The sequence below is a fragment of the Microbacterium sp. zg.B48 genome, from assembly GCF_024623505.1.
Classification (GTDB): Bacteria; Actinomycetota; Actinomycetes; order Actinomycetales; family Microbacteriaceae; genus Microbacterium.
In genome coordinates, this window is sequence record NZ_JANJFE010000007.1 from 46,995 (window position 1) to 70,806 (window position 23,812).

The 23,812-nt window shown below is 69.3% G+C and carries 30 protein-coding genes; 21 read left to right on the forward strand and 9 right to left on the reverse strand.

Annotated elements, in window-relative coordinates; genetic code table 11:
* Nucleotides 1-10 precede the first annotated feature (10 nt).
* Nucleotides 11-1,153, reverse strand: coding sequence for a zinc-dependent alcohol dehydrogenase (locus NQ152_RS06230; protein WP_257523388.1), 1,143 nt, complete (start codon nucleotides 1,151-1,153; stop codon nucleotides 11-13).
* A gap of 264 nt (nucleotides 1,154-1,417) precedes the next feature.
* On the opposite strand from NQ152_RS06230, the gene NQ152_RS06235 reads away from it, so the two are divergent.
* The 7 genes from NQ152_RS06235 to NQ152_RS06265 all read left to right on the forward strand — a co-directional run bounded on the left by NQ152_RS06235 (nucleotide 1,418) and on the right by NQ152_RS06265 (nucleotide 6,065).
* The gene (locus NQ152_RS06235; RefSeq protein WP_257501356.1) at nucleotides 1,418-1,606 is read left to right on the forward strand and encodes a DUF2231 domain-containing protein; all 189 of its coding nucleotides are present in this window, start codon (nucleotides 1,418-1,420) and stop codon (nucleotides 1,604-1,606) included.
* A gap of 2 nt (nucleotides 1,607-1,608) precedes the next feature.
* Entirely contained in the window at nucleotides 1,609-2,121 is a 513-nt protein-coding gene (locus tag NQ152_RS06240; RefSeq protein WP_257523389.1) for a DUF2243 domain-containing protein, read from the forward strand.
* Nucleotides 2,122-2,127: 6 nt separating this feature from the next.
* Entirely contained in the window at nucleotides 2,128-2,979 is an 852-nt protein-coding gene (locus tag NQ152_RS06245) for a cytochrome c oxidase assembly protein (protein WP_257523390.1), read from the forward strand.
* Nucleotides 2,980-3,052: 73 nt separating this feature from the next.
* Nucleotides 3,053-3,322 (forward strand): hypothetical protein, encoded by a 270-nt coding sequence (locus NQ152_RS06250; protein WP_257523391.1) that lies wholly within the window; start codon nucleotides 3,053-3,055, stop codon nucleotides 3,320-3,322.
* A gap of 83 nt (nucleotides 3,323-3,405) precedes the next feature.
* Nucleotides 3,406-3,969: an NADPH-dependent FMN reductase gene (locus NQ152_RS06255; RefSeq protein WP_257501360.1), complete on the forward strand. Its 564-nt coding sequence runs from the start codon at nucleotides 3,406-3,408 to the stop codon at nucleotides 3,967-3,969.
* Nucleotides 3,970-4,158: 189 nt separating this feature from the next.
* Nucleotides 4,159-5,268 (forward strand): YihY/virulence factor BrkB family protein, encoded by a 1,110-nt coding sequence (locus tag NQ152_RS06260; RefSeq protein WP_257501361.1) that lies wholly within the window; start codon nucleotides 4,159-4,161, stop codon nucleotides 5,266-5,268.
* Between the two features lie 116 nt (nucleotides 5,269-5,384).
* Nucleotides 5,385-6,065: an alpha/beta fold hydrolase gene (locus NQ152_RS06265; RefSeq protein ID WP_257523392.1), complete on the forward strand. Its 681-nt coding sequence runs from the start codon at nucleotides 5,385-5,387 to the stop codon at nucleotides 6,063-6,065.
* A gap of 93 nt (nucleotides 6,066-6,158) precedes the next feature.
* Here the strand turns inward: NQ152_RS06265 and NQ152_RS06270 are convergent, their stop codons facing one another.
* Nucleotides 6,159-7,109, reverse strand: coding sequence for a manganese catalase family protein (locus NQ152_RS06270; protein WP_257501363.1), 951 nt, complete (start codon nucleotides 7,107-7,109; stop codon nucleotides 6,159-6,161).
* 135 nt (nucleotides 7,110-7,244) lie between these two features.
* Here NQ152_RS06270 and NQ152_RS06275 point away from each other — a divergent pair, with 135 nt between their 5' ends.
* The 6 genes from NQ152_RS06275 (at nucleotide 7,245) to NQ152_RS06300 (ending at nucleotide 11,444) form a co-directional block, all read left to right on the forward strand.
* The gene (locus NQ152_RS06275) at nucleotides 7,245-8,057 is read left to right on the forward strand and encodes a hypothetical protein (RefSeq protein WP_257523393.1); all 813 of its coding nucleotides are present in this window, start codon (nucleotides 7,245-7,247) and stop codon (nucleotides 8,055-8,057) included.
* Complete coding sequence (locus tag NQ152_RS06280; protein ID WP_257501472.1) at nucleotides 8,035-8,448, forward strand: phage holin family protein; 414 nt, start codon at nucleotides 8,035-8,037, stop codon at nucleotides 8,446-8,448. Before NQ152_RS06275 ends, NQ152_RS06280 begins: the two co-directional genes overlap by 23 nt.
* Entirely contained in the window at nucleotides 8,445-9,008 is a 564-nt protein-coding gene (locus tag NQ152_RS06285; RefSeq protein ID WP_257523394.1) for a DUF3618 domain-containing protein, read from the forward strand. The genes NQ152_RS06280 and NQ152_RS06285 overlap by 4 nt, the downstream gene beginning before the upstream one ends.
* 172 nt (nucleotides 9,009-9,180) lie before the next feature.
* On the forward strand, nucleotides 9,181-10,254 hold the full coding sequence (locus tag NQ152_RS06290; protein WP_257523395.1) for an iron-containing redox enzyme family protein: 1,074 nt from the start codon (nucleotides 9,181-9,183) through the stop codon (nucleotides 10,252-10,254).
* Complete coding sequence (locus tag NQ152_RS06295) at nucleotides 10,247-11,227, forward strand: glycosyltransferase family 2 protein (RefSeq protein WP_257523396.1); 981 nt, start codon at nucleotides 10,247-10,249, stop codon at nucleotides 11,225-11,227. Before NQ152_RS06290 ends, NQ152_RS06295 begins: the two co-directional genes overlap by 8 nt.
* Entirely contained in the window at nucleotides 11,220-11,444 is a 225-nt protein-coding gene (locus tag NQ152_RS06300; RefSeq protein WP_257501368.1) for a CDGSH iron-sulfur domain-containing protein, read from the forward strand. Before NQ152_RS06295 ends, NQ152_RS06300 begins: the two co-directional genes overlap by 8 nt.
* 64 nt (nucleotides 11,445-11,508) lie before the next feature.
* On the opposite strand, the gene NQ152_RS06305 is transcribed toward NQ152_RS06300, so the two are convergent.
* The 5 genes from NQ152_RS06305 to NQ152_RS06325 form a co-directional block, all read right to left on the reverse strand.
* Nucleotides 11,509-12,579 (reverse strand): sulfate/molybdate ABC transporter ATP-binding protein, encoded by a 1,071-nt coding sequence (locus NQ152_RS06305; RefSeq protein WP_257523397.1) that lies wholly within the window; start codon nucleotides 12,577-12,579, stop codon nucleotides 11,509-11,511.
* Complete coding sequence (locus NQ152_RS06310) at nucleotides 12,576-13,391, reverse strand: ABC transporter permease (RefSeq protein WP_257523398.1); 816 nt, start codon at nucleotides 13,389-13,391, stop codon at nucleotides 12,576-12,578. The genes NQ152_RS06305 and NQ152_RS06310 overlap by 4 nt, the downstream gene beginning before the upstream one ends.
* A gap of 9 nt (nucleotides 13,392-13,400) precedes the next feature.
* Entirely contained in the window at nucleotides 13,401-14,198 is a 798-nt protein-coding gene (modA, locus tag NQ152_RS06315; protein WP_257523399.1) for a molybdate ABC transporter substrate-binding protein, read from the reverse strand.
* A complete protein-coding gene (locus NQ152_RS06320; RefSeq protein ID WP_257523400.1) occupies nucleotides 14,198-14,608 on the reverse strand; it encodes a molybdopterin-binding protein in 411 nt (136 codons plus the stop codon). Before NQ152_RS06320 ends, modA begins: the two co-directional genes overlap by 1 nt.
* A gap of 98 nt (nucleotides 14,609-14,706) precedes the next feature.
* Nucleotides 14,707-15,369: a GntR family transcriptional regulator gene (locus NQ152_RS06325; protein WP_257523401.1), complete on the reverse strand. Its 663-nt coding sequence runs from the start codon at nucleotides 15,367-15,369 to the stop codon at nucleotides 14,707-14,709.
* A gap of 259 nt (nucleotides 15,370-15,628) precedes the next feature.
* Between NQ152_RS06325 and NQ152_RS06330 the strand changes: the two genes are divergently transcribed.
* The 5 genes from NQ152_RS06330 (at nucleotide 15,629) to NQ152_RS06350 (ending at nucleotide 18,701) form a co-directional block, all read left to right on the forward strand.
* Nucleotides 15,629-16,372: an alpha/beta fold hydrolase gene (locus NQ152_RS06330; RefSeq protein WP_257523402.1), complete on the forward strand. Its 744-nt coding sequence runs from the start codon at nucleotides 15,629-15,631 to the stop codon at nucleotides 16,370-16,372.
* Nucleotides 16,373-16,479: 107 nt separating this feature from the next.
* Nucleotides 16,480-17,028 (forward strand): type 1 glutamine amidotransferase domain-containing protein, encoded by a 549-nt coding sequence (locus NQ152_RS06335; RefSeq protein WP_257523403.1) that lies wholly within the window; start codon nucleotides 16,480-16,482, stop codon nucleotides 17,026-17,028.
* 68 nt (nucleotides 17,029-17,096) lie between these two features.
* On the forward strand, nucleotides 17,097-18,065 hold the full coding sequence (locus NQ152_RS06340) for an LLM class F420-dependent oxidoreductase (protein ID WP_257523404.1): 969 nt from the start codon (nucleotides 17,097-17,099) through the stop codon (nucleotides 18,063-18,065).
* Nucleotides 18,066-18,252: 187 nt separating this feature from the next.
* Nucleotides 18,253-18,408 carry a hypothetical protein gene (locus NQ152_RS06345; protein ID WP_257523405.1) on the forward strand — a complete coding sequence of 52 codons (156 nt, stop codon included), beginning with the start codon at nucleotides 18,253-18,255 and terminating at the stop codon, nucleotides 18,406-18,408.
* Nucleotides 18,409-18,515: 107 nt separating this feature from the next.
* Nucleotides 18,516-18,701 (forward strand): DUF1918 domain-containing protein, encoded by a 186-nt coding sequence (locus NQ152_RS06350; RefSeq protein ID WP_257501378.1) that lies wholly within the window; start codon nucleotides 18,516-18,518, stop codon nucleotides 18,699-18,701.
* 11 nt (nucleotides 18,702-18,712) lie between these two features.
* On the opposite strand, the gene NQ152_RS06355 is transcribed toward NQ152_RS06350, so the two are convergent.
* Both NQ152_RS06355 and NQ152_RS06360 read right to left on the reverse strand, forming a co-directional pair.
* Nucleotides 18,713-19,792: a DNA polymerase IV gene (locus tag NQ152_RS06355; RefSeq protein WP_257523406.1), complete on the reverse strand. Its 1,080-nt coding sequence runs from the start codon at nucleotides 19,790-19,792 to the stop codon at nucleotides 18,713-18,715.
* A gap of 190 nt (nucleotides 19,793-19,982) precedes the next feature.
* Nucleotides 19,983-20,438, reverse strand: coding sequence for an SRPBCC family protein (locus NQ152_RS06360; protein ID WP_257501380.1), 456 nt, complete (start codon nucleotides 20,436-20,438; stop codon nucleotides 19,983-19,985).
* A gap of 159 nt (nucleotides 20,439-20,597) precedes the next feature.
* On the opposite strand from NQ152_RS06360, the gene NQ152_RS06365 reads away from it, so the two are divergent.
* Genes NQ152_RS06365 through NQ152_RS06375 form a run of 3 tightly spaced genes read left to right on the forward strand, consistent with a single transcriptional unit; the run spans nucleotide 20,598 to nucleotide 23,784 of the window.
* Nucleotides 20,598-21,686 (forward strand): acyl-CoA dehydrogenase, encoded by a 1,089-nt coding sequence (locus tag NQ152_RS06365; protein WP_257523407.1) that lies wholly within the window; start codon nucleotides 20,598-20,600, stop codon nucleotides 21,684-21,686.
* Nucleotides 21,683-23,053, forward strand: coding sequence for a bifunctional PIG-L family deacetylase/class I SAM-dependent methyltransferase (locus NQ152_RS06370; RefSeq protein WP_257523408.1), 1,371 nt, complete (start codon nucleotides 21,683-21,685; stop codon nucleotides 23,051-23,053). Before NQ152_RS06365 ends, NQ152_RS06370 begins: the two co-directional genes overlap by 4 nt.
* Nucleotides 23,050-23,784: a glycosyltransferase gene (locus NQ152_RS06375; protein ID WP_257523409.1), complete on the forward strand. Its 735-nt coding sequence runs from the start codon at nucleotides 23,050-23,052 to the stop codon at nucleotides 23,782-23,784. The genes NQ152_RS06370 and NQ152_RS06375 overlap by 4 nt, the downstream gene beginning before the upstream one ends.
* Nucleotides 23,785-23,812: the final 28 nt, after the last annotated feature.

A 23,812-nucleotide genomic window follows, 5' to 3' on the forward strand; every position in this document is an offset into this window, starting at 1 on the left:
GGCCGCGCCGTCAGTTCGGCGTGACGACCGTCTTGATGCAGTCATCGAGCTTCGACGAGAAGACGTGATAGCCCTCGGCGATCTCGTCCAGCGGGATGCGGTGCGTGATCAGGTCGCTCGGCGTGATGATGCCGTTGCGGATGTGCTCCCAGAGCCGCGGCCACTGTCGCTTCACGGGAGCCTGATTCGTCCGGATGGTGAGGCCCTTGTTCATCGCGTCACCGAATTTCACGGCGCTGAACAAGGGTCCGTACGCGCCCATCACCGAGACGGTCCCCCCTTTGCGGACCGAGTCGATCGCCCAGTTCAGAGCAACCGGGGAACCCCCCTGCAACTTCAGTTTCGCCGAGGTCACATGCTGGATGACGTGGCCGTCCGCTTCGGCACCGACCGCATCGATCGCGACGTCAGCGCCGAGGCCATCGGTGGCGCGCTTGAGGTGGCGAACGATGTCGCCCACCTGCCCGAAGTTGACCGTCTCGGCGAACGCGAAGGACTTCGCCTTCTCGAGCCGGTAGTCCAGGTAGTCCACGACGATGACGCGGCCGGCGCCCATGAGCCAGCAGGACCGCGCGGCTGCAAGACCGACCGGCCCCGCCCCGAAGACCACCGCGGTGTCACCCTCGACGATGTCCGCCAGCTGGGCCCCGAAGTAGCCGGTGGAGAAGGCATCCGTCAGCAGGAGGGCGTTCTCGTCGCTGATCGCCTCCGGGATGACGGAGGGGCCGACGTCCGCGAACGGAACCCGGACGCGCTCCGCTTGGCCGCCGTCGTAGCCGCCGCTCGTGTGCGAGTACCCGTAGATGCCGCCGACGGCGGTCGCGTTCGGGTTGACGTTGTGGCAGTTCGAATACAGGCCGCGAGCGCAGAAGAAGCACGAGCCGCAATAGATGTTGAAGGGGACCATCACGCGGTCCCCGACGTTGACGTTCTGCACGGAGGAGCCGACCTCTTCGATGGTCCCGATGAACTCGTGACCGAAGGTATGGCCGATCCGCGTGTCCGGCATCATGCCGTGGTACAGGTGCAGATCGGAACCGCAGATCGAGGCCAGCTCGACTCGGACGATCGCGTCGTTCGGGTGCTCCAGCCTCGGGTCGGGCTTCTCCTCGACGCGCATCTTGTACGGACCGCGGTAGACCATCGCCTTCATAGCGCACCTCCAGGGAACCCAGCATTACTCAGTCCGCGCCTCGGCCGGAGGGGGTTGCGCCATTCCTGCATCGCGTGCAAGCGCAGCGACCGCGGATCGCGCGGTGAAGCCGGCTGGCGGATGCCCGCGGCCAGCGGGGGTCTCCAGACGGCCGTGCTTCACGCTGTCAAGCCCTTGGGACAATCGGAACCCCGGTCCTAGCGTCGGTGCGATCTCAGTCCCTTCTGACTGGATCTCAGTCCCTTCTGACTGGAGCAGCGAAGCATGGACCCGAACACACGCACACAGACCAAGCACCCGCGGACGGCAGTGGCCGGGCCGTACGGCCACCCGTTCCATCCCATCCTGGTGACGATCGGGGTGGGAGTGTCCGGGTGGCTGGGCGGCAAGCTCGCCTACACGTACGGCGTTCGGGTCGCTGAGGAGAAGACCCAGGCCGAAGGACTCCGCTGACCGTGTCCATCCCTGGAAACGCCGGTTCGAGTGCGGGCGACGCCGCAGCAGTCCGGGATCGGTCGCGCGCGGTGATGTCCGGCCGCAACCTGATCTCCGGCATCCTGTTCGGTGTGGGCCTGGTCGCGTTCGTCGATGAGGCGGTCTTCCACCAGATTCTGCACTGGCATCACTTCTACGATCGCGGGACGCCCGCTCTCGGTCTGGTCTCGGACGGGCTCTTCCACGCCCTGAGCTGGGGCGCGACGATCGGCGGCCTGTTCCTGCTCGCGGACCTGCGCCGGCGCGATGCATTCCGGCAGGCACGGTGGTGGGGCGGGGTGCTCCTGGGCGCCGGGGGATTCCAGCTGTACGACGGCATCGTTCAGCACAAGCTCTTCGGACTGCATCAGATCCGGTACGTTCCCGATCTTCTGCTCTACGACATGGTCTGGAACGTCATCGCGGCGCTGCTGGTGGTCGCCGGCATCGTGGTGACCGTGCGCACCCGACCGCGCGCCGGATGGGTGGAGTGACGCGGCATGCACCACGGCTCCAGCGCGTCGCTGAATCCCGATCTGCTCCTGGCCGTCCCCATCGTTCTGGCCGCGGCGATGTACCTCGGTGGAGCGTGGATCCAGTGGCAGCGGGCTCGACCCTGGCCATGGTGGCGCACGGCAGCCTGGCTGGCGGGCGTGCTTGCCGCGGCCGCCGGATTCGTCGGTCCGCTCGCGGCCGCCGCGCACGACGACTTCGTCGCACACATGGGCGTGCATCTGCTGGTCGGTATGGTCGCGCCTCTGCTGCTGGTCGTCGCGGCGCCGGTGACGCTCGCCCTGCGGTCGCTGCATGTCACACCCGCCCGCCGGCTCGTGCGCCTGCTGTCCAGCCGGCCGGCGCGGGTCGCGTCCGCACTCCCGCTCGCGGCCGTCCTGAACATCGGGGGCATGTGGGTGCTGTACACGACGGACCTCGCTGCGCTGATTCACCAGAACCCGCTCGCCCAGGTGGCGATGTCGGCGCATTTCCTGCTGGCCGGATACCTCTTCACCGCTGCGGTGATCCCGATGGATCCCGCGCCCCATCGCGCCGCCTACCCGGTGCGCGCCGGGGTGCTGATGCTCTTCCTCGCAGCCCACAGCATCCTGGCGAAGGTGGTCTACGCCGATCCGCCCTCCGGCGTCGACGCTGCGGTCGCGCAATCCGCCGCGCAGCTGATGTACTACGCGGGCGGCGTCGTGGACGCCGTGATGCTCACCGTTCTCTGTGCGCTCTGGTACCGCGACACCGGGCGTCGACTCGATCGTGGTCGACTCGATCGTGCCGCGAGAGGGCCGTGGGGGCGGTTCCGCAGCGACTACCGCCGAACCGCCCCGGAGTCAAGCCCGTCGTGATCCGCCCGCGGGTCCGGGCACCCTGGGCACTGAGACCCCACGGACCGCGGGGGCCCGCTCGAGGAGGCTGAAAATGTCGACCGGTCAACTCTCAGCCGATCGGAAGAGCTCACCGGAGCTCGTCTGGATAGGCGACGGCGCGTGGGTCGCCCGCGACACCCGGCTCGCCGAGAACGATCCTCATCGCGTCGTCGCATACCTGGAGTGCAAAGATCACCGCGTCTACGTGCTGTGGGTGCGCGGCCGCAGGGACGTCAGCTGCTTCAACAGCCTGCGTGAAGCGCTGACGGAAATCGCCGCATCCGCTGGGGCATTCGCACTCGAGGCCGCCGGACCCTCGTGAATCGATTGCGCGGCGGCGGGGTGTTGTGCTGATGGCCTCGGGGCGACAATGACCTCAGGGGAGCACTGAGTCAGGGAGCAACCATGTCCTACCGAGTCGGCTACTTCGTCGGGAGCCTGTCCTCCACCTCGATCAATCGAATCCTCTCCAGAGCGCTCATCCGCTTGTCGCCCGATGATCTGGAGTTCACCGAGCTCCCGATCCGTGACCTGCCGCTCTACAGCCAGGACTACGACGCGGACTATCCGCCAGTCGCGAGGCAGCTCAAGCAGGCGATCGCCGCCACCCAGGCCGTGCTGTTCGTCACACCCGAATACAACCGCTCCATTCCGGGGGGACTGAAGAACGCGATCGACTGGGCGTCCCGCCCCTGGGGGGAGAACTCCTTCGATCACATTCCTGCCGCCGTGATCGGGGCATCGGTCGGGTCGATCGGAACGGCCGTCGCGCAGCAGAGCCTTCGTGGGGTCCTCAGCTTCTGCAACGCCCGCCAGATGACCGCACCCGAGGCGTACATCCAGTTCTCCCCCGAGGTCTTCAGCGAGGACGGCTCGGTGTCCGACCCGGACACGGAGCAGTTCCTGCACAGCTTCATGGCTGACTTCCGCGAGCACATCCAGCGGGTTCTGACAGTGCTGCCGCGATAGCAGCCGTCGCGCCGCCGCTGTGTGGTCGGTGCGGGGAGACCCTTTTACTTGCGCGTGGACGGTTTGGCAAGGGCGGAACCGGAGTCAGCTCGGACGCGTAGAAAAGGGGCTCACCGATCCCGCGGATCGGCACCGTAGACCGGCGGCGGCTCTCTCAACGCCTCGGCACAGCCCATTCGGGAGACACACATGAGCACAGACACCTCCGCGAAAGCCGCCCGTGACAAAGGTGCGCCGGACCCGGAACACCCCGCCAAGCCGGATTCGCCCGCAGACCTGCAGAAGCGCTCTTGGAAGTACGTCTTCGGCAAGACGATCCGTGAGTTCTCATCGGATGAGTGCCCCGACATCGCCGCGGCGCTCACCTACTATTCGGTCCTGTCCCTGTTCCCCGGCCTGGTCGCCATCTTCTCCCTGCTCGGTGTGTTCGGGCAGGGCGGGGCGGCCAGCGATGCCATCCTCGAGATCGTCGGGCAGGTGGTCCCCGCCGACACGGCGGACGCGATCCGCGGTCCGATCGAACAGCTGGCAAGCTCCCCGGCTGCCGGCGTCGCCTTGATCAGCGGCGTGGTTCTGGCCATCTGGTCCGCCTCCGGCTACATCGGAGCCTTCAGCCGGGCCATGAACCGCATCTATGAGATCGAGGAGGGCCGTCCGTTCTGGAAGCTGAAGCCGGCTCAGCTGCTGGTGACGGTGGTCGGGATCGTCCTGATTCTGGTGGCGGTGATCATCCTCGTGATTTCCGGTCCGGTCACCGAGGCGGTCGGCGGGGCGCTCGGCATCGGTGACGTGGCACAGACCATCTGGTCCATTGCGAAGTGGCCGGTGCTCGCCTTCATCGTCGTCCTGATGGTCGCGATCCTCTACTACGCGACGCCCAATGCCAAGCAGCCGAAGTTCCGGTGGATGAGCCTCGGGGCGCTGCTGGCGATCCTGGTGCTCGTGCTCGCGACCGTGGCCTTCGGCTTCTACATCGCCAACTTCTCCAATTACGACCGCACGTACGGCTCCCTGGCCGGCATCATCGTGTTCCTCCTTTGGCTGTGGATCGCGAACCTGGCTCTGCTGTTCGGCGCGGAGTTCGATGCCGAAATGGAGCGCGGGCGTCAGCTGCAGGCGGGAATCGCGGCCGAGGAGGAGATCCAGCTGCCGCCGCGAGACACGCGCAAGAGCGACAAGGTTGCAGCGAAGGAGGAGAAGGATGTCGCGGAGGGACGGCGTATCCGTGAACAGCACGAGCCTGGTGCCGGCGACCAGAGCGACGCAGATGACCGAACACCCTCGAGCGGACCGCGGTGAGCGGCGCGGGCACGGACCAACCTCTGACCGTTCCCGAGTCTCGCCGGCATCAGGTCGGAGACCTCGCGTTCCGCGTCCAGTCGTCTGAAGGTCGCGCCAGGGAGCTGCCGCCGTTCGTGTTGATTCACGGCATCGGCGTCTCACACCGCTATTACGACCGCCTGCATCGCGTACTCGCGACGTTCAGTGACGTGCACTCCATCGACCTCCCCGGTTTCGGCGGTCTGCCCGCGCCTGTCGGCGCTCTCAGCGTCGCCGACATGGCCTCTGCCCTTGCCGCGCTGCTGAAGGAGCTCGGGCTGACTCGGGCGGTCCTGGTCGGGCATTCCATGGGGGCGCAATGGGTGGTCGAGCTGGCGGCACAGCATCCCGACCTCGCCTCGCACGTGGTCATCATCGGTCCGGTCAGCGATGACCGGCACCGCGCGGCGCTCGCGCAGTGCGTCGCCCTGGCAGTGGACACTGTGGGCGAGCCGCCCAGTGGCAACGCCGTGGTCTTCTCCGACTATCTGCGCTGCCCACCCTGGTGGTACTTCGCGCAGCTGCGGCAGATGGTCAGCTATCGCATCGAGGACCGCGCGGCTGCCCTGACGATGCCCCTCCTGGTGATGAGGGGAGGCAACGACCCGATCGCAGGACTTGCGTGGTGTCATCGGCTCCGTGACCGCGCCGATCGTGCCGAACTGGTCGTGGTGGCCGGCCACCGCCATCTCGTCCACTACACCGCGCCTCGCGAGGTTGCATCCGCGGTGGTCGACTTCGTCGCGCGGCATGCCGCCCAGCCGCGGGACGCGTGAGGCGGCCTTCGTCCGAGCGTCGCCGACGGCACCGACAGGCCGGTATCGTCCGGGCGGAGCGATGCCGACCTGTCGGGCCGAGGTGGGGTCAGCTCAACCGAGCCGACCGAAGGTGGCGTCGATCTCGGCCATCTCCATGGCCGCGGTCGCGGCGATGAGGGCCTGCAGATCCTTGTCCGCGCCGGGAGAGAACTCCTCGAAGCGCTCCGGGGAGATGGTCAACGGCGCTCCCTCGGGAGCCTGCTCGCTGGCATCCAGCTTGGTGCCGTCGTTCGACGGCGACATGCCCTGGAAGATCTTGCCGGCCTCGGACTGGGCGTCCAGGTCGAACGAGTACTGCTTGCTCTGCAGCCCGAGATCCAGGAGCCGCTTGACCTCGGGGAAGCTCTCGGCATTCGTCTTCGGGATGGGCAGCGCGGTGTTCCAGTTGACGCCGAGGGTCTCGAGGGCCTGAGCGTAGGCGTTCTCGTGAGCCTGGTCGCGGACGATCAGGTAGGAGATCGTGGAGCGGGCCATCTTGTTGTCTGTCATCTCGTACAGGCGGCATTTCTGCAAGCGGCCGGTCGACTCCAGCATCAGGTTGTAGAGCAGGTCCAGAACGAGATTGCCGGAGTTGTACACGTAACTGCCCAGCCACGGATTGCCCGCGGCATCGACCGGGAGCGCACCCTGCGCCCCCACGAGATAGTGGTGGATGTTGCTGTGGTCCAGCGCGATATTGAGCGGAATCCCCCCACCCGCCGCGGGAGCGTCGAGGGGGTCGGTCTTCTTGCCCTGGTAGCGAGGGGACCCGTCGAGGAGCCGCGAGATCGTGGTGCCGATCAGCTCGACATGGCTGATCTCCTCGGTGCCGATCCCCTGGATCAGGTCGCGATACGGCTTGCCGTCGGGACCACGGAAATTGATGCTCTGGAACAGATACTGCATCATCGTGCGCATCTCGCCGAACTGCCCGCCCAGTCCCTCCTGCAGGGCGTTGGCCGCCGCCGGATCCGGCTCGTCCTGTTCGATCTCGTTGATCAGTCGCTGAACGTGGAAGTACATGTATTCCTCCTCGGAATGACGGGATACGACTACTTTCCGCCCGCGCAAGATCGACCGCACGGGGCTGGACATCACCGCGGGCGGTCGCCTACTATCCCCCCGCCGACCCGTCCATCGCCTCCCCTTCCGCGCATTATGCATGCCGACAACGCTTTGGCAAGGCCCGTTCCTGGGCGGGGGAGCGAGCGTAGGAATGTCCTCAGTCCGGTGATGCCGCCGGTAATCGAGAGGATGAGCATGTCAGACAGTTATCTCCCGCCGGTGTCAGACGACACCGCCAACAGGGACGAGACGAGCTCGCTTGAGACGGCCAAACAGGAAGCGAGCGATCTGAAGCAGACGGCCGTGACTGAAGCCGGCCACGTGGCGGAGACCGCGAAGAGTGAAGCCGGCGTCGTTGCACGCGAGGTCACATCGCAGGCGAAGGACCTCTACGCGCAGACGCAGCGCGAGCTGAAGGACCAGGCCCAGGTGCAGCAGCAGCGTGTCGCATCCGGTCTGCGCTCGGTCAGCGAGGAACTGGACTCCATGACCGCCAACGCGGAGAATCCGGGACTGGCTGCGGACCTGTTGCGGCAAGCCGCGGGACGCATCTCCGGCGCTGCGGCCTGGCTCGGCGATCGCGACCCGGGATCGCTGCTGACGGAGGTGAAGTCGTTCGCGCGCCGCAGGCCCGGCACATTCATCATCGGCGCCGCGGTTCTCGGCGTGGCCGCAGGCAGGCTCACCCGGGCGCTCGCGGCGAACGCCTCGGATGAGCGGTCGGACTCGGCAGCCGCCGCTCCGGCTTCGCCGACGACCGCGGGCACTGCGCCGACGACGTCCGCCGAGCTCTACGCAACACCACCGACCGTCGAAGAGACGCCCGTGTTCGCGCAGTCGTCTGCCGCTCGGTCGACCGAGCTGCCCCGGGAGGAAGCCCGTGATGTCCGATCCGACTCCTTCTGAGGTCAAGGCGGCCAATACCTCGCTGGGAGAGCTTCTCGGCGAGGTCACCAGGGATATGTCCACCCTGATGCGTCAGGAACTCGAGTTGGCGAAAGCGGAACTCAAGGACTCGGCGTCGAAGGCGGCCAAGGGCGCCGGCATGCTCGCCGGGGCCGCGTACGGGGCGGGCATGACCGTGCTGTTCCTGTCGATCGCGCTCTGGTGGGCATTGGGCACGCTGGTCGGGGGCGGGTGGTCCGGCGTGATCGTCGCCGTCCTGTGGGCGGTGATCGCGCTGATCCTGTTCTCGGTCGGCCGCAAGCAGGTCAAGCAGATCGAAGGCGCTCCGCAGACCGTGGAGTCCATCAAGGAGATCCCTGAGACATTGAAAAGGAATGAGGAGAACCGATGAGTGATTCACCCGATGCCATCCGCGCCGACATCGAGCGGACGCGGCGAGAACTGGGCACCGATGTCGACGCCCTCGCCGACAAGGTGTCGCCCACGAAGATCATGGATCGCCAGACGGACAAGGTGAAGCATGCCTTCGGGTCGGTCCGCGACCGCGTCATGGGCGCCGCCGACGACACCGGGTCCGTGCTGAGTGACGCCGGATCGTCCGCCGGCGAAATGAAGGATCGCGTGGTCGCCAAGGCGGAAGGCAACCCGCTGGCGGTCGGCTTGATCGCCTTCGGGGCCGGCCTGCTCGTCGCGTCGCTGATTCCCGCTTCCTCGGGGGAGAAGCAGGTCGCAGCACAGGTCAAGGACCAGGCCCAGCCGCTCGTGGACACCGTGACGGATGCCGCCAAAGAAGTGGGCGAGCACCTGAAGGAGCCGGCTCAGGAGGCCGCGCAGGCGGTCAAGGCGACGGCCTCGGACGCGGTGGAATCCGTCAAGTCCGAGGCACAGACCGCGACCGAGGAGGTCCAGGGGCAGGCGCAGGCCGCCCGGGATAACGTCAGCGGCGGTTGAGTGCACCCCCGAAGTGGCGGAGCCGAAGGGGTCTCCGCCACTTCGGGTTTGTCGGGTCACGACACCAGTACCTGCAGTAACCGTTGCCGTCAAGCCCCAGGCGGCGGCATGCCGAGGGTGGGACCTTTGATCATGACGCCGTCAGTGGCGTCCAGTCCCGCCAGGAGCCAGAATGACGATCACGGACGTCGAAGTCCCGTCGGATGTGTACGCCGACTCACGCGGTCCGGTCAGCGCGCTGTTGCTCGACCTGCTGCACCATGCCGACCCCGCTGGCCCGATCGGTGACTCTCTGCTCGAAGCGACCCGGACGGCGCTCGCCGCATCCCCTGACATCGCCGCCGACGATGACCTGCAGTTCTCCCTGTTCCTGCTCTACGCATGCGCCTACGGGTCACTGGACTGGATCGACCCGGACTGGGAGTGGCACACCGGCCTGCTGGATGCTCGGCGGGCGATCGAGTCGGCCTTCGAGTCGGAGCTGCGGCGGAGCGTTGCGATGCCGGAACCGCCGGTCGCCGATGCCGAGGCCATCGCTGCCGCGCTCTTCGCCCTCACCGCCCCGACACCGGGTCCTTCGCTGTCGCGATTCCTGGCCAAGCGGGCAACCCTCGCCCAGGCCCGCGAGTTCCTCGTCCAGCGCAGCGTCTACACGCTGCGGGAGGCGGATCCGCATTCGTGGGCCATCCCACGGCTCACCGGGCGGCCCAAGGCCGCGCTCGTGGAGATCCAGTCCGACGAGTACGGCGGGGGGCGTCCGGAACGCATGCACGCCGAGATCTTCGCCCGCACCATGCGCGGAGCCGGCCTGGACCCCACCTACGGCCGCTACGTCCACCTCGTTCCGGCGGTGACCCTCGCCTCGCAGAATGCGATGTCCATGTTCGGGATCAATCGTCGGCTGCTGGGTGCGATCGTCGGCCACCTGGCGGCGTTCGAGATGACGTCGTCGCTTCCGAACCGCATGTACGGGGACGGATTCCGCCGGCTCGGCTTCGGTGCCGACGTCACGGAGTACTTCGACGAGCATGTCGAAGCCGACGCGGTGCACGAGCAGATCGCCGCGCGCGACCTCGCCGGAGGCCTCGGTGAGGACAGGCCAGACCTGATCGCCGACATCTTCTTCGGGGCAGCCGCCTGCCTCGCCCTGGACGATCGAGTGGCGGACGGCATGCGCGCCGCCTTCGAGGGGGGACGCAGTTCGCTGAGGCCGGGCGCAGAGCTTCCGGCGCGCGTCCATGAGTGAGCGCGACATCGAATACGTGCTTCCCCTGCGCCGCCACGACACGATCGGGGAAGCTGAGCTCGTCCGATATCTGGAGTGGCTCAGCGGCCACGTCGAGGTGACCGTCGTGGACGGGTCAGCCTCGGACCTGTTCGCCGGCCTTGCGCGCGTCCTGCCGGCCGAGGTCCGCCACCTCGCACCGCGGCATCCGGGTCTGAACGGCAAGGCCCGGGGCGTGCTCACCGGTGTGGAGGCCGCCCGACACGAGTTGATCGTGCTGGCCGACGACGACATCCGCTACGACGAGACCGCGCTGGCGGCAGTGGCCGACCGCCTGGGCGATGCGGACCTGGTCCGGCCGCAGAACCTCTACAGCTCGTATCCCTGGCACGCACGTTGGGACACCGCCCGGATGCTGGTGGCGCGAGCCTTCGGCGGCGACTACGGCGGGACGCTCGGAGTGCGACGCTCGACGCTCCAGGCTGCCGGGGGCTACAGCGCCGACGTGCTCTTCGAGAATCTGGAGCTCGAGCGCACCGTCCGCTGCGTCGGCGGAAAGGTGGACGTGGCGCGGGATGTGTACGTCCTGCGCCGCCCGCCGACGGCGCGGCACTTCCTCGGACAGCGCGTGCGGCAGGCGTACGACGACTTCGCCCAGCCCCGCCGTCTCCTCACCGAGCTCGCCATCCTGCCGCTTGTGACCGCAGGCGTGGCACATCGGAAGTGGCCGCTGCTTGCCGCGCTCGCCGCCGCGGTCGTGGGCGTCGCAGAGGTCGGCCGCCGCAGGGACGGTGGCGCACGCCGGATCCCCGTCGGCACGACTCTGTGGACGCCGCTGTGGATCCTGGAGCGCGCGGTATCCGTCTGGCTCGCACTGATCGCCCGTCTGCGCGGCGGAATCGTCTACGCCGGCGCGCGCATCCCCTCCGCCGGCACCCCGCTGCCGATCCTGCGCCGCCGGATCGCCGGAATGAGGAGCGCTTCGGATGGCTGATGACCCGATCCCGCAGATCACCGCCTGCAAGGACGGTCCGCTGCTGGTGCGTGGTGCGGTGCAGATCGTGGGCGACGACGGACAGGTGGTCGAGCACTCCCGCCGCACCGTCGCGCTGTGCCGATGCGGCGCGTCGGCCATCAAACCCTGGTGCGACGGCACCCACAAGCTGATCCGGTTCGCGACCACCGACCCGACCACGGCACCTGCGGGGTGACCGGCGGCCGCGGCCGTGTCCCGGGCTGGCCGCGGTCCGCACCGGTGCGGCCGGGCGGGGACGTCTAACCCGGCGGATCCCTGCGTTCAGCGGAGTAGATGGTGACCCCCGCGGGGTCGAACGTGAAGCGGACCTCGGTGCCGATCATGAGCTGCGCATCCGCGACCGCGGCGGGGGTCAGGTCCGCGGCGATCGTGTCGGATCTGACCCGGATGATGTCGCCTCGCGGCTCGAGATCGAGGATGCCGCCGGTGAGCCGGTTAGGGCCGGGCGCATCCGGCTGATCGAGTGCGACGCGCACGGCCGTGGGGCGGATGGTGGCCGCCACGCGGGAACCCAGCGGAGCATCCGTCGGGACGCTGCTGAAGATCGGCGCGCCGGTGTCGGTCACCATGCCCTCGCGGGTGCGGGTCCCGGTCAGGAGATTGAGGGCGGCCAGGCCGGCGGTGAACGCGGTCCGCGGTCGATCCAGAGTGTCGCGCGTGGGTCCCTCCTCGATGATCCGCCCCCGACCCAGGACGATAACCCGGTCGGCGAGGGTGAGCGCATCGAGGATGTCGTGAGTGACGATGATGGCGGTGCGATCCCGCAGCACCCGCAGCAGCGTGCGGCGGATGGCCGGTGCGACGGCGATATCCAGCGCAGCGAGCGGCTCGTCCAGGAGCAGCAGATGCGGATCCGACGCGAGTGCGCGGGCGATCGCGACGCGTTGCGCCTGTCCGCCGGACAGGTCGGCCGGCCGGCGGGATGCGAACTCGACGGCATCCACTTCGGCCAGCCAGTGCAGCGCAAGCGCGTGGGCCTTCGCCCGGCGCAGTCCCTTGCTGCGGGCGCTGAAGGCCACGTTCTCCAGCACGCTCAGGTGCGGGAACAGGTCCGCGTCCTGGGAGAGGGTCGAGACGCCACGCGCGTGCGGCGCCGTCCAGTGCTTTCGGCCGGCTCCCAGATCGAAGAGGGATCGTCCGTCGAGCTCGGCTCGTCCGCTGTCGGGCCGCAGCAGGCCGGCGAGGATGTTGACCAGGGTCGACTTTCCGGCGCCGTTGGGTCCGAGAACGGCGATCGTCTCGCCGGGCTCCGCGTGAAGCCGGAGGTCGAACCCGCGTGCGGCGATGGCGGCGGTGAAGGCGAGCGTCATGCGCGGGCCGCCCGTCGCAGCGGTGCCGCGCTGCCCGCCTGGTGTGCGAGCCCGACGACGATCACCGCGACCACGATCAGCACGAGCGAGAGGGCGACCGCCGCATCCGGGTCGACTTCGCGCTGCAGGTAGATCTCCAACGGCAGTGTGCGCGTGGTGCCCTGCAGACTGCCGGCGAAGGTGAGCGTCGCACCGAACTCGCCCAGCGCTCGCGCGAAGGACAGCACGGCGCCGGAGATCAGCGCGGGCAGGACCAGCGGGACGGTGATGCGGCGCAGCACTGTGGTCGGATGCGCACCGAGCGTCGCGCCGATCGCCTCGTACCGGGTGCCGACGGTGCGCAGCGCACCCTCCAGGCTCAGCACCAGAAAGGGCAGCGCAACGAAGGTCTGGGCCAGCACCACCGCTGTGGTGGAGAAGGCGATGTCGATGCCGAGGAACTGGAATGTCGCACCCAGCAGTCCGCGTCGCCCGAAGGTGGACAGCAGCGCGATACCGCCCACGACCGGTGGCAGCACGAGCGGCAGCAGCACGAGCGAGCGCAGTACCCGCTGCCCCGGGAAGCGGGACCGCGCGAGCACGAGCGCCATCGGGACGCCGAACGCGACGCACAGTGCGGTGGCCGCGATCGAGGTGCGCAGGCTCAGCCACAGTGCGGCCAGCGCGGACTCGGATGTGACGAGGGGGAGGAACTCCGCCCAGTTTACCCGCACCAGCATGGCCACCAGCGGCAGCAGGACGAAGAGCGCGCCGATCGCGGCGACGCCGACGACCCAGCGCGGGACGCTCGCGAAAGAGGTGTGCTCGGCCATGTCCACTCGCTACGGCAGACCGAAGCCGGCGGCGGCCAGGGCGCTGCGTGCGGACTCGCTCAGGATGAAGTCGACGAACGCCTTCGCGACGGCGGGGGTGCCGGCATCCGTCAATGCGGCGATCGGATAGGTGTTGGCCGCCTGCTGCGCCCGATCGATCTCGATTCCCTCGACCGCAGCGCCGGCGGCCCGGACGTCGGTCGCGTAGACCAGGCCGGCGTCGGCTTCGCCGGAAGCCACCTTCCCGAGCACGTCCGTGACGGAGGACTCCTCGCTGACCGGTGTCAGGGGCACACCGGCGATCGCGGCGACCCGGGCTGCCGCGGCGCCGCACGGCACTTCGGGAGCGCAGACCACCAGCTTCACCCCCGGCGCCGCCAGGTCTGCGAACGTCGCGATCCCGGCAGGATTGGGGGCCGGCACCGCGATCTGCACGACGTTGGTCGCGAAGGCGACCGGCTCACCGGCCACCAGGTCCGCGTCCGCGATCTTCGCCATCGTGCTCTCGTCCGCTGACGCGAAGACGTCCGCAGGCGCGCCCTCGAGAATCTGCGTCGCCAGATCGCTCGACCCCGCGAAGCTCACGCGCACGGTCGTCCCGGGGTGATCCCGCTCGAACGTGGCGGCCAGCTCGGTGAACGTCGCGTTCAGCGAAGCGGCCGCGAACACGGTGATCGAGCCTTCGATCCCCGTGTCGGACTCGGGCGCAGCCGACCGATCGGCCGTGCCGGCTGCGCAGCCCGCCAGTCCCGCCGCCAGCGCAGCGGCGATGAGGATGCCGGTGCATCCGGTCCGGCGGGCTCTCATCAGGATGGGGCCCCGGCCTGGGGTGTTTCCACCAGCACGGTGGTGGCCTTCACCACCGCGACCGCGACGGAGCCGGGTTCCAGGCCGAGCTCGCGGACGGCTTCCGTGCTCATGAGCGAGACGACCCGGTGCGGACCGCACTGCAGCTCGACCTGGGACATCACCGTGTCCGAGATCACCTCGGTGACGAGTCCGACGAATCGGTTGCGCGCCGATCGGCCGATCTCGGCGGGATCGGCCGGCAGGACGGCGTTCTTGCGGGCCAACCGGGCGAGCTCCAGCCCGTCCACCGTCGTCCGCCCGGACGGTTCGCGCGTGCGGGAGAGAATCCCGTTCTCGATCCAGCGGCGGACGGTGTCGTCACTGACGCCCAGGTAGACCGCGGCATCCTTGATCCGAATCCGGGACATTCCCCCAGTGTAGGTCCGCAGACGCGGAACACAAGGTCAGGTCCTGCCGCGCATGCGGTTTCGAACCGGGGCGCGGCGCGGCGCGGGAAGCGGTGCGGTCACTCTTCGCGGGCGGTCAGCTCCGGCTTGAGGGTCATCCAGTTGACGCGACTGAGCTCAGCGGCGCCTTCCGCGTCTGCCACCGCGCAGCGCTCGATGATCGCGCGATGCTGGCGCACGGAGTCGCGCCCGGCCATCGAGGCGAATCGCTGCCGTTCGGCACGCCGGATCAGCGGCGTCACCTGCTCGAGCACCTCGGCGATCATCGCGTTTCCGCTGGCCCGGACGAGCACGTCGTGGAACTCGTCATCCGAGTTCATGGCCGCGTCAACGTCGAGCACTTCGAGCGCCGTCGCGAGACGGTCATTCGCGGCGGCCATGGTGGTCAGGTCGCTGTCGGTCAGTGCCGGGACCGCCGATCGCGCCGCGAGTTCGTGCATCGCGGCGGCGATGCTCTGCGCGTTGCCGATGTTCTTCGGGTCGACCGGAGCGACCGTGGTCGCGCGGCCGGGCTGGGCGACGACCAGACCCGCCTGCGCGAGACGCAGCAGCGCCTCCCGGATCGGCGTGCGGCTCACGCCCAGCCACGCCTCGAGCTCCTGGTCCCGGAGCCGCTCGCCCGGCTCGAAGGTCCCGTCCACGATCGCATCCCGCAGTGATCGATACACGTCATCGCGCAGGAGCGAGCGAGCGTGCATGGTGCTGGCGGAAGGGATCGGCATCCGTTCATCCTATCGCTCTATATATTGCATATCGTCGCGCCGCGCGGGTGCCCGCGGCGTCGCCGTGCCGGCCCGGGTTGAGGGCGCAGGGCGCGGGACCGGTCGCGCCTCAGCCAGGGGGACGATGCCCTGCGTCTGGCGGGGAACGTCGCGAGCAGATCCGGATTCCCGAACGCGGGCTGCTCATGCTGCCCGGGCCTATCGCTCGTCAGGGTGGGGCCGGTATAACTGGGTCCGTCAACAGCTGAATGGGGGAAGCATGTCCGACACGTCCGAATCCACGGCCCCGGCGGCTGCCACCGGCGCGCCCGTGGCCGATAACGTCGTCATGGTGCACGGCGCGTATGCGGACGGCTCCTCGTGGGCCGACGTGATCCCGCTGCTGCAGGCCGCCGGGTGCAACGTCACCTCGGTGCAGAACCCGTTGACCTCGCTCGCGGACGACGCGGCCGCGACGCGCCGGGTCCTCGACCTGCAGAACGGCCCGACCGTCCTGGTCGGACACTCCTGGGCGGGCACCGTGATCAGCGAGACCGGCGGCCACCCGAACGTCGTCGCTCTGGTCTTCGTCGCGGCGCGTGCGCCCCGGGCGGGTGAGGATTACGGAGCGCTCGCCGCGCAGTACCCGCCGCCCCCGGCCAGCGCCGGCCTCGTACACACCGACGGATTCGCGCAGTTGAGCGAACAGGCGTTCCTGGAGGACTTCGCCAACGGCGTCGACCCTGAGCGCGCCCAGGTGCTGTACGCCGTCCAGGGCAGGATCTCGGACTCGCTGTTCTCTTCGCGGACCACCGCGGCCGCCTGGCAGGACAAGCCGTGCTGGTACGCGGTCTCGCGTCAGGACCGGACCACCACCACCGCACTCGAACGCTTCCTCGCTGCACGGATGAACGCCACGACGATCGAACTCGACAGCGGGCACCTCTCCCTCGTGACGCATCCGCAGCAGATCGCCGACCTCATCCTTCAGGCCACCGGGCGTTCCGGCGGTACCGCCGGCTGAGGAACCCTCGCCGCAGGCCGACCCGCCCGGAGCGCGCCGACGCTCAACGTGGCCGGACGGCTGTCAAGCCCCTCGAACCGGCGGGCACCGGCTCATAGCGTGGAGATATGACGCAGCTCAACGGAAAACGCATCGCCTTCCTCGCGACGGACGGGTACGAGGACAGCGAACTGACCTCGCCCTGGCAGGCAGTGACGGATGCCGGTGCGATCGCGATCATGGTGGCACCCGACGCCGGATCCATCGAAGGCAAGAACGGACACGCGCAGCAGGTCGATGTGGTCTCCGCCGACGCGGAGGCCGCCGACTTCGACGCCCTGGTGCTGCCCGGCGGGGTCGTCAACGCAGACCACCTGCGGATGGATGCCGCCTCGGTCGCCTTCGCGAAGGAATTCTTCGACCAGCACAAGCCGGTGGGAGCGATCTGCCACGCGGCCTGGACGCTGATCGAAGCCGGAGTCGTCGACGGACGCACCCTGACCAGCTACCCGAGCCTGATGACCGACCTGCGCAACGCCGGAGCGACGTGGGTGGACGAGGAGGTCGTCGTCGACGCCGGTCTGGTCAGCAGCCGGACTCCCGATGATCTTCCGGCCTTCAACGAGAAGGTGATCGAGGAGATCGCCGAGGGTCCGCACGAGGATCAGACCGCGTGAGGTGACCTCGAGGGGTTGCAGGGCGCCGGAGGGGTGCCGGTCGGGGTGACAGGAGCAGAGGAGCAGGGATGACCGCACGGTTCGGGTACACATTGATGACGGAGCAGAGCGGACCACGCGAGCTGGTGCGGTATGCGGTGGAGGCCGAGGCCGCGGGCTTCGATTTCGAGGTCTCCAGCGACCACTTCACCCCTTGGCTGACCAGCCAGGGCCATTCCCCGCACGCGTGGACGATGCTCGGAGCCGCCGCCAACGCGACATCCACGGTCGAGCTGATGACCTACGTCACCTGCCCGACGATGCGCTACCACCCTGCGATCGTGGCGCAGATGTCGGCGACGCTGCAGCTCCTCTCCGACGGACGGTTCACCCTCGGACTGGGCTCGGGCGAGAACTTGAACGAGCATGTGATCGGCGAGGGGTGGCCCTCGGTCCAGGTACGGCAGCTGATGCTGCAGGAGGCGATCCACATCATCCGCCAACTCCACACCGGTGAGCTCATCACCTGGGAGGGCGACTACTTCCGGGTGGATTCCGCGCGGATCTGGGACGTACCCGAGCAGGGCGTGCCGATCGCGGTCGCGGTCTCGGGCGACAGCTCCATCGACAAGTTCGGCGACCTGGCCGACCACCTTATCGCCGTCCAGCCCGCGGGCGATCTGATCACGGGCTGGGAGCAGACGCACGGCGCGGGATCCCGGAAGATCGGCCAGATGCCGATCAGCTGGGACCCGGACGAGAAGACCGCCATCGAACGCGCGCACGACCAGTTCCGCTGGTTCGGCGGCGGCTGGACCGTGAATGCCGACCTTCCCACGCCGGCGGGCTTCGAGGGTGCCAGCCAGTTCGTGCGATTGGACGACATCGCCGAGGCGATGCCCTGCGGACCCGACCTGGACAAGATCGCCGAAGGCGTCCAGGAGTACCTGGAGGCGGGGTTCACCGATGTCGCGCTGGTTCAGGTGGGCGACGAGGCGCAGGCACGGTTCCTCGATGAGGCCGCGCGGCCGCTGCTGGAGCGACTGCGGAGCCTCTGATCCGCGGGAGCCCGCTGCTCGCCTGTCGCAAAGCGCGCCCCGCATCGGCGTGTTGTGACAGGGGAGCCCGGAGTGCGGGGGCCTAGGTCGAAATGCCCTGCCGCCGCTGGGGTCGCGGTCGTACTCTGGTCGCAGTCGCCCCCGGACCCCGGTCGGCTCCACTGGTATGACATGTCCGGGAGGAACCATGGCCACCTACAGGATCGAACCGGCGTTCGACTCCGTCGACGTCGCGCTCGGGGTGTTCGATGACGAGGGGACGCAGTTCGCGGCCGGGCCGGTCGACCGCGTCCAGGCCGTGACCCCCGCACCGGAGGCGGGCGCTGCGGAGCAGCACCCCTGACGGCGACCGACGCAGCGGCGGAGGTTCTGCGCACTCGCAACCACCGCGAGCGGGCCCCTCGTCTGGTGCGGAGACCCGCGTTATCCTGACGCTGGAGGTATTCGACGATGCACGCAACTGTGGGAGATCGCGTCCGTATCCACGGGCGCACGGTCGGCGCGGCCGAGCGCGTGGGTGAAGTCATCGAGATCCGCGGCAGCCAGGAGAATCCGCTGCTGGTGGTCCGGTACGACGACGGCCACGAGACGATCCTCGCGCCCGGAGGCGACTGCGAGATCCTGCACGCCGGCTGAGAGCCGGCCGATCACCAGCCGCTGCGCGTCGGAGAGTGGCCCTCGCGGGCATCATCCGGCATCGCCATCTCGGCACGCACTCCGAGCAGTCGGATCGGCCGATCCCGCTCGATCTTCTCCACCAGCTCCATCGCCTTGGTCAGCACGGTGTCACGATCGAAGGTCGACGCGATCTTCTTGGTGAACGTCTTGGTCAGGAACGGCGCGTAACGCACTTTCAGGCCGAGGCCGACGACAGGCCGTCCCTCCGCCGCCACGTCGTCCAGCACCTGGGTGAGCAGTTCGCGCGCCGCCCGCTCGATTTCGGCGCGATCGCTGAGGTTCTGCTGGAACGTCGTCTCGCGTCCGTGCCCGCGGGGCACCCAGGGCGTGTCGTCCACGACGGATGCGCCCTCTCCGCGGCCCAGCTGCGCGTACCAGGGGCCCATGCGCGGGCCGAACTCGGGCATCAGGCTCGCGGGATCGGCGGCCGCCAAATCGGCCACCGTGAGGATTCCGAGACCCGCCAAGCGCTTGGAGATCCTGCTGCCGACTCCCCACAGGTCGATCGTCGGCCTGTGTCCCATCACGTCGAGCCAATTGTCCGCGGTGAGGCGGAACACCCCGCGCGGCTTGCCGAAGCCGGTCGCCACCTTCGCTCTGACCAGAGTGTCCCCGACGCCCACGCTGCAGTGCAGCGCAGTGCTCTCCAGGACCGCGCGCTGCACCCGGCGCGCGTACTGCTCGGGATCGTCGGTCTCGATCCCGATGAACGCTTCGTCCCACCCCAGCACCTGCACCACCGCGCCGGGCTGAGCGCGGAGGGTCGCCATCACCTGCTCGGATGCCGCGGTGTAGGTCTCGGCATCCACCGGGAGGATCACCGCCTCGGGTGCCTTCCGCGCGGCAAGGCGCAGCGGCATCCCCGAGCCGACTCCGAATTCGCGGGCTTCGTATGACGCGGTGGACACCACCGCGCGCTCGGTCGGGTCGCCCCGACCGCCGACGATCAGCGGTCTGCCGGCGAGCTCGGGATGCCGCAACACCTCGACGGCAGCGATGAACTGGTCGAGATCGACGTGCAGCACCCACCGGCGACGGTCCTGACTCATGCGGACAGTCTGCGTCCTCGCGGCGCGCGGGCCCACGGACCCCCTCGTCGGACTCCCCGGAGGTCGCCCGAGAGCGGGATGGTGATCATCACCGCGAGTCCCGGGATGATGATCACCCTCCACGTCCAGAACACCGTGCGCCTGCCCGCGGTGCTCTCCCGCTCCCGGGTTCATCGAGCGGTCGAACCTCCTACGCCTGGACCTCGCCGCGCCAGGCGCCGCTTTCGGCCCCGCGGCTCTCGATGAACTTCTTGAAGTTCTTCAGATCCTTCTTCACCGCGTGCGATCCTGCCCCGACCAGCGAGCCGACCTTCTCCAGAAGGCCCTCCGGCTCCCAATCGAGCTGGACGGTGACACGGGTGGAGGTGTCCGTGAGCTTGTGGAACGTGACGACACCCGCGTGGTGCGTCTCGCCTCCGGTGCTGTTCCACGCGACACGCTCATCGGGGTGCTGCTCGGTGATCTCGGCGTCGAACTCCCGCTCCACGCCGCCCACGCGCACCTTCCAGTGCGTGTGGGTCTCATCGACCTGCGTGATCGATTCCACCTCGTCGAGGAACTCCGGAAAGCTCTCGAACTGGGTCCACTGGTTGTAGGCCGTGCGGACCGGAACGTCGACGTCGATGGTTTCGATGATCTGCACCATGCGGGTGCTCCTTACTGATGGATCGGATGGGTCCCACCCATTCAGCCGCACCCCGGCCGATCGAGGGGAGGGGTTGACAGGGGCGCCTCTAGCCGTGGCCGCGGGGGGATGTCAAGCGCGTGCGCATCCGACCCCGGCGCCCTAGCCTCGAGACAGGAGGTGCCCATCCCCGAGACCGCACCCGCGACATCCCTCGCCCCCGGCACCGCCCCCGGTCCGTTGATCGTCGAGGCGATGGCGCGCGCCGACACCGTGCCGGGGTTCGGGACGGATCCCGTTGCCACACTCGGCTGGTGCGTCGACATCGCTGGACGCGCTCCACGGCTCGGCGGGGGGAGCACGCGGCAGCTCTGGGAGCTGTTGGCCGCCACCGCCGCCCGCGACGTCTCGGCGGCGCGCATGCTGGAGCCGCATCTGGACGCACTGGGCATCCTCCGGCAGTGGGGCGATGCGGCCCCCGACCGGGCGGACACCCTGCTGGATCCCGTGCACGCCGACGAGGCATCGACGTGGGGCGTCTTCGCCGCCGAGGCGCGGGACATGACGCTGACGGCGTCCGAGGGGGCGGGAGCGTGGCGGCTCAGCGGGCGGAAACCGTGGTGCTCGCTGGCGGGGCAGCTGAGCCACGCGTTGGTCACCGCATCGGTCGACGACAGCCGTCGCGGCCTGTTCGCCGTCGAGCTGGATTCACGCGGGGTCCGCCCGCACGGCGGCCCGTGGTTCGCGCGCGGACTGGCCGATGTGGTCAGCGCCCCGGTGGATTTCGACGACGTCGCCGCTGTGCAGATCGGTCCTGCGGACTGGTACCTTTCCCGGCCGGGATTCGCGTGGGGTGGCATGTCGGTGGCGGCCGCGTGGTGGGGTGCGGCCGTCGGCCTGGCCGAGACGCTCCGCACGGCCGCCGGGGCCGACCGCGCCGATCAGCTCGCGCTGGTGCACCTGGGACGGGTGGATGCCGCGCTCTGGGCCGCACGCAGCGTTCTGGCTGAAGCAGCCGATCTCATCGACGCGGGCGAGTCGGACCGGATCGGGGACCGTCTGCTCGCCGAACGCGTCCGCGGCGTCGTCGTCGACGCCGCGACCCTGACGCTGGCCGAGGCCGACGCCGCCCTGGGCCCGGCACCACTGGTCGCCGACGAACGCCACGCCCGGCGGGTGGCGGATCTGCACCTCTACCTCCGTCAGCATCACGGTCTTCGCGACACCGCTCGGGCCGGCCGCCTCATTCTCGAGGCGGCGGCTGGATGACGGCGGCATTCAGTCATCTCGACGCGGGAACACCGGAACACGTGTGGCGGGCAGAGAAGCGCTTCGGCGCGGTCCGCACCCTGGATGACGACGTGGACCAACTCTTCGTGGTGGCCGCGCACCCCGATGACGAGACTCTGGGCGCCGGCGCGCTGATCCGCCGGGTGCACGAACGCGGGGGGCGGGTCACCGTACTCGTCGCGACGGACGGTGAAGCGTCCCACCCGCTCTCCAGTACGCACTCCCGCGCCGACCTGCGCGCGATCCGCCGGGACGAGGTGGTCAGTGCGCTGGACGCACTCGCCCCCGGCGCGAACGTCCTGTTCCTGGGTCTGCCGGACGGGGCGCTCCGCGAGAACGCCGACGAGCTCGAGGCGCGGGTGGCGGAGGCCGTGGACGCGGCGGGATACCCCGCCGATAGCTGCCTGATCGTCGCACCGTGGTCAGGCGACCGGCACCGGGACCATCGGGTCGCCTCCGCCGCCGCTGCCCGGGTCGCCGCGCCGCGCCGCATCCGGCATCTCGGGTACCCGATCTGGCTGTGGCACTGGGGAGGGCCGGAGGACGTGCCGTGGCACCGCGCGGCCGCGCTGGCGCTCACGCCCGACGAGCACTCCCTCAAGGCGCGGGCGGTGCGCCTGCACGTCTCCCAGATCCGGCCGCTGTCCGAGGCCCCCGGCGACGAGGCGGTCGTGCACGAGGCGATGCAAGCGCATTTCGCGCGTGACACCGAGTTCTACCTCGCCGAGGACGCCGCGGACACGCAGTCCCTTCCGCCCGAGTGGTTCGCGGACTTCTACGCCCGCCACGAGGACCCGTGGGGGTTCGAGACGCGATGGTACGAGGAGCGCAAACGCGCTCTGCTGCTGGCCAGCCTGCCCGCACGGTCCATCGGGCGAGCCCTGGAGGTCGGCTGCTCCACCGGCCTGATCACGCGCGCGCTCGCGGCCCGAGCCGACAGCCTGGTCGCGATCGATCCGTCGCGTGTCGCCGTGCAGTCCGCGCGCGCACGGGTCGGGGCTGACCCCACCGTGACGATCGTCCAGGGCAGCGTGCCGGGAGACTGGCCGGCCGGTGCCTTCGACACCATCGTCCTGTCCGAAGTCGGCTACTACCTCTCCGAGACGGACCTGGCGAGCACGATCGCGCTCATCGAGGCCGCACTGGCCGAGGACGGATGCCTGATCGCCTGCCATTGGCGGCACCCGGTGGCCGAGTACCCGCTCTCCGGGGACCAGGTGCATCACGCCTTGAGATCGGTGACCTCGTGGCAGCGGCTGGTCTTCCACGAAGAAGAGGACTTCCTGCTCGAGCTCTTCTGCCGCGGCACGGCGGTGTCGGTCGCGCACCGGGAGGGGCTGCGGTGACCGGGGGATCCATCGCGGCGATCGTGGTCGTCGTTCCCGTGCACGATGAGGCAGCGCTGCTCGAAGCCTGTCTGACTTCTCTGGGCACCGCGGTCGCGGCGGCAGGCGTGCGCTGCGAGGTGCGGGTCGTCCTTGATGCCTGCTCGGACGGCTCAGCGGGGATCGCGGCGCGGCATCCCTTCCCGGTCATCCATGCCGATGCCAACGCGGTCGGCGCGGCGCGCGTCCGGGGCATCGACGCGGCGCTGTCCGCGCTGTCCGAGGTGCCGACCCCACGCATCTGGATCGCGAACACGGATGCCGATTCCCGCGTGCCCGCGAACTGGCTGGTGGCGCAGCTGGAGCTGGCCGAGTTCGGTGCGGACGTGGTCGTGGGAACCGTGCGACCCGACTTCGACGATCTGACCCTCAGCCATCGCCGGCTCTGGCTGGACACGCACATCCCCGGGGCTCCGAACGGTCATACCCATGGCGCGAACCTGGGGCTGCGCGCCAGCACCTATCTGCGGGCGGGAGGTTTCGCCGAGGTGGACGAGCACGAGGACGTCCGGCTGGTCGATGCGTGCCGCGAGAACGGCGCAGTGGTGCGCGCCACGGACGCCGCCGAGGTCGTCACATCCGGGCGCTTGTTCGGGCGCACCCCGGGCGGGTACGCGGGCCATCTGCGCGACCAGGACCGGCTGCTCCGCCGCGTGCAGACGTCGCCGCACACGCGGCGCGAGGCATCGTGACCGGCTGGACCCGGCCGCGCCCTCGCGC

Bases quoted from the DNA above. Each gene is read 5' to 3' on its own strand.
- NQ152_RS06320 (WP_257523400.1), bottom strand. From the start codon at position 14,608: ATGTCCCGGATTCGGATCAAGGATGCCGCGGTCTACCTGGGCGTCAGT.
- NQ152_RS06305 (WP_257523397.1), bottom strand. From the start codon at position 12,579: ATGACGCTCGCCTTCACCGCCGCCATCGCCGCACGCGGGTTCGACCTC.
- NQ152_RS06275 (WP_257523393.1), top strand. From the start codon at position 7,245: ATGCATGCCGACAACGCTTTGGCAAGGCCCGTTCCTGGGCGGGGGAGC.
- NQ152_RS06330 (WP_257523402.1), top strand. From the start codon at position 15,629: ATGTCCGACACGTCCGAATCCACGGCCCCGGCGGCTGCCACCGGCGCG.
- NQ152_RS06295 (WP_257523396.1), top strand. From the start codon at position 10,247: ATGAGTGAGCGCGACATCGAATACGTGCTTCCCCTGCGCCGCCACGAC.
- NQ152_RS06250 (WP_257523391.1), top strand. From the start codon at position 3,053: ATGTCGACCGGTCAACTCTCAGCCGATCGGAAGAGCTCACCGGAGCTC.
- NQ152_RS06290 (WP_257523395.1), top strand. From the start codon at position 9,181: ATGACGATCACGGACGTCGAAGTCCCGTCGGATGTGTACGCCGACTCA.
- NQ152_RS06245 (WP_257523390.1), top strand. From the start codon at position 2,128: ATGCACCACGGCTCCAGCGCGTCGCTGAATCCCGATCTGCTCCTGGCC.
- NQ152_RS06260 (WP_257501361.1), top strand. From the start codon at position 4,159: ATGAGCACAGACACCTCCGCGAAAGCCGCCCGTGACAAAGGTGCGCCG.
- NQ152_RS06335 (WP_257523403.1), top strand. From the start codon at position 16,480: ATGACGCAGCTCAACGGAAAACGCATCGCCTTCCTCGCGACGGACGGG.
- NQ152_RS06230 (WP_257523388.1), bottom strand. From the start codon at position 1,153: ATGAAGGCGATGGTCTACCGCGGTCCGTACAAGATGCGCGTCGAGGAG.
- NQ152_RS06280 (WP_257501472.1), top strand. From the start codon at position 8,035: ATGTCCGATCCGACTCCTTCTGAGGTCAAGGCGGCCAATACCTCGCTG.
- NQ152_RS06300 (WP_257501368.1), top strand. From the start codon at position 11,220: ATGGCTGATGACCCGATCCCGCAGATCACCGCCTGCAAGGACGGTCCG.
- NQ152_RS06310 (WP_257523398.1), bottom strand. From the start codon at position 13,391: ATGGCCGAGCACACCTCTTTCGCGAGCGTCCCGCGCTGGGTCGTCGGC.
- NQ152_RS06350 (WP_257501378.1), top strand. From the start codon at position 18,516: ATGCACGCAACTGTGGGAGATCGCGTCCGTATCCACGGGCGCACGGTC.
- NQ152_RS06360 (WP_257501380.1), bottom strand. From the start codon at position 20,438: ATGGTGCAGATCATCGAAACCATCGACGTCGACGTTCCGGTCCGCACG.
- NQ152_RS06355 (WP_257523406.1), bottom strand. From the start codon at position 19,792: ATGAGTCAGGACCGTCGCCGGTGGGTGCTGCACGTCGATCTCGACCAG.
- NQ152_RS06340 (WP_257523404.1), top strand. From the start codon at position 17,097: ATGACCGCACGGTTCGGGTACACATTGATGACGGAGCAGAGCGGACCA.
- NQ152_RS06255 (WP_257501360.1), top strand. From the start codon at position 3,406: ATGTCCTACCGAGTCGGCTACTTCGTCGGGAGCCTGTCCTCCACCTCG.
- NQ152_RS06235 (WP_257501356.1), top strand. From the start codon at position 1,418: ATGGACCCGAACACACGCACACAGACCAAGCACCCGCGGACGGCAGTG.
- NQ152_RS06325 (WP_257523401.1), bottom strand. From the start codon at position 15,369: ATGCCGATCCCTTCCGCCAGCACCATGCACGCTCGCTCGCTCCTGCGC.
- NQ152_RS06285 (WP_257523394.1), top strand. From the start codon at position 8,445: ATGAGTGATTCACCCGATGCCATCCGCGCCGACATCGAGCGGACGCGG.
- modA (WP_257523399.1), bottom strand. From the start codon at position 14,198: ATGAGAGCCCGCCGGACCGGATGCACCGGCATCCTCATCGCCGCTGCG.
- NQ152_RS06370 (WP_257523408.1), top strand. From the start codon at position 21,683: ATGACGGCGGCATTCAGTCATCTCGACGCGGGAACACCGGAACACGTG.
- NQ152_RS06345 (WP_257523405.1), top strand. From the start codon at position 18,253: ATGGCCACCTACAGGATCGAACCGGCGTTCGACTCCGTCGACGTCGCG.
- NQ152_RS06270 (WP_257501363.1), bottom strand. From the start codon at position 7,109: ATGTACTTCCACGTTCAGCGACTGATCAACGAGATCGAACAGGACGAG.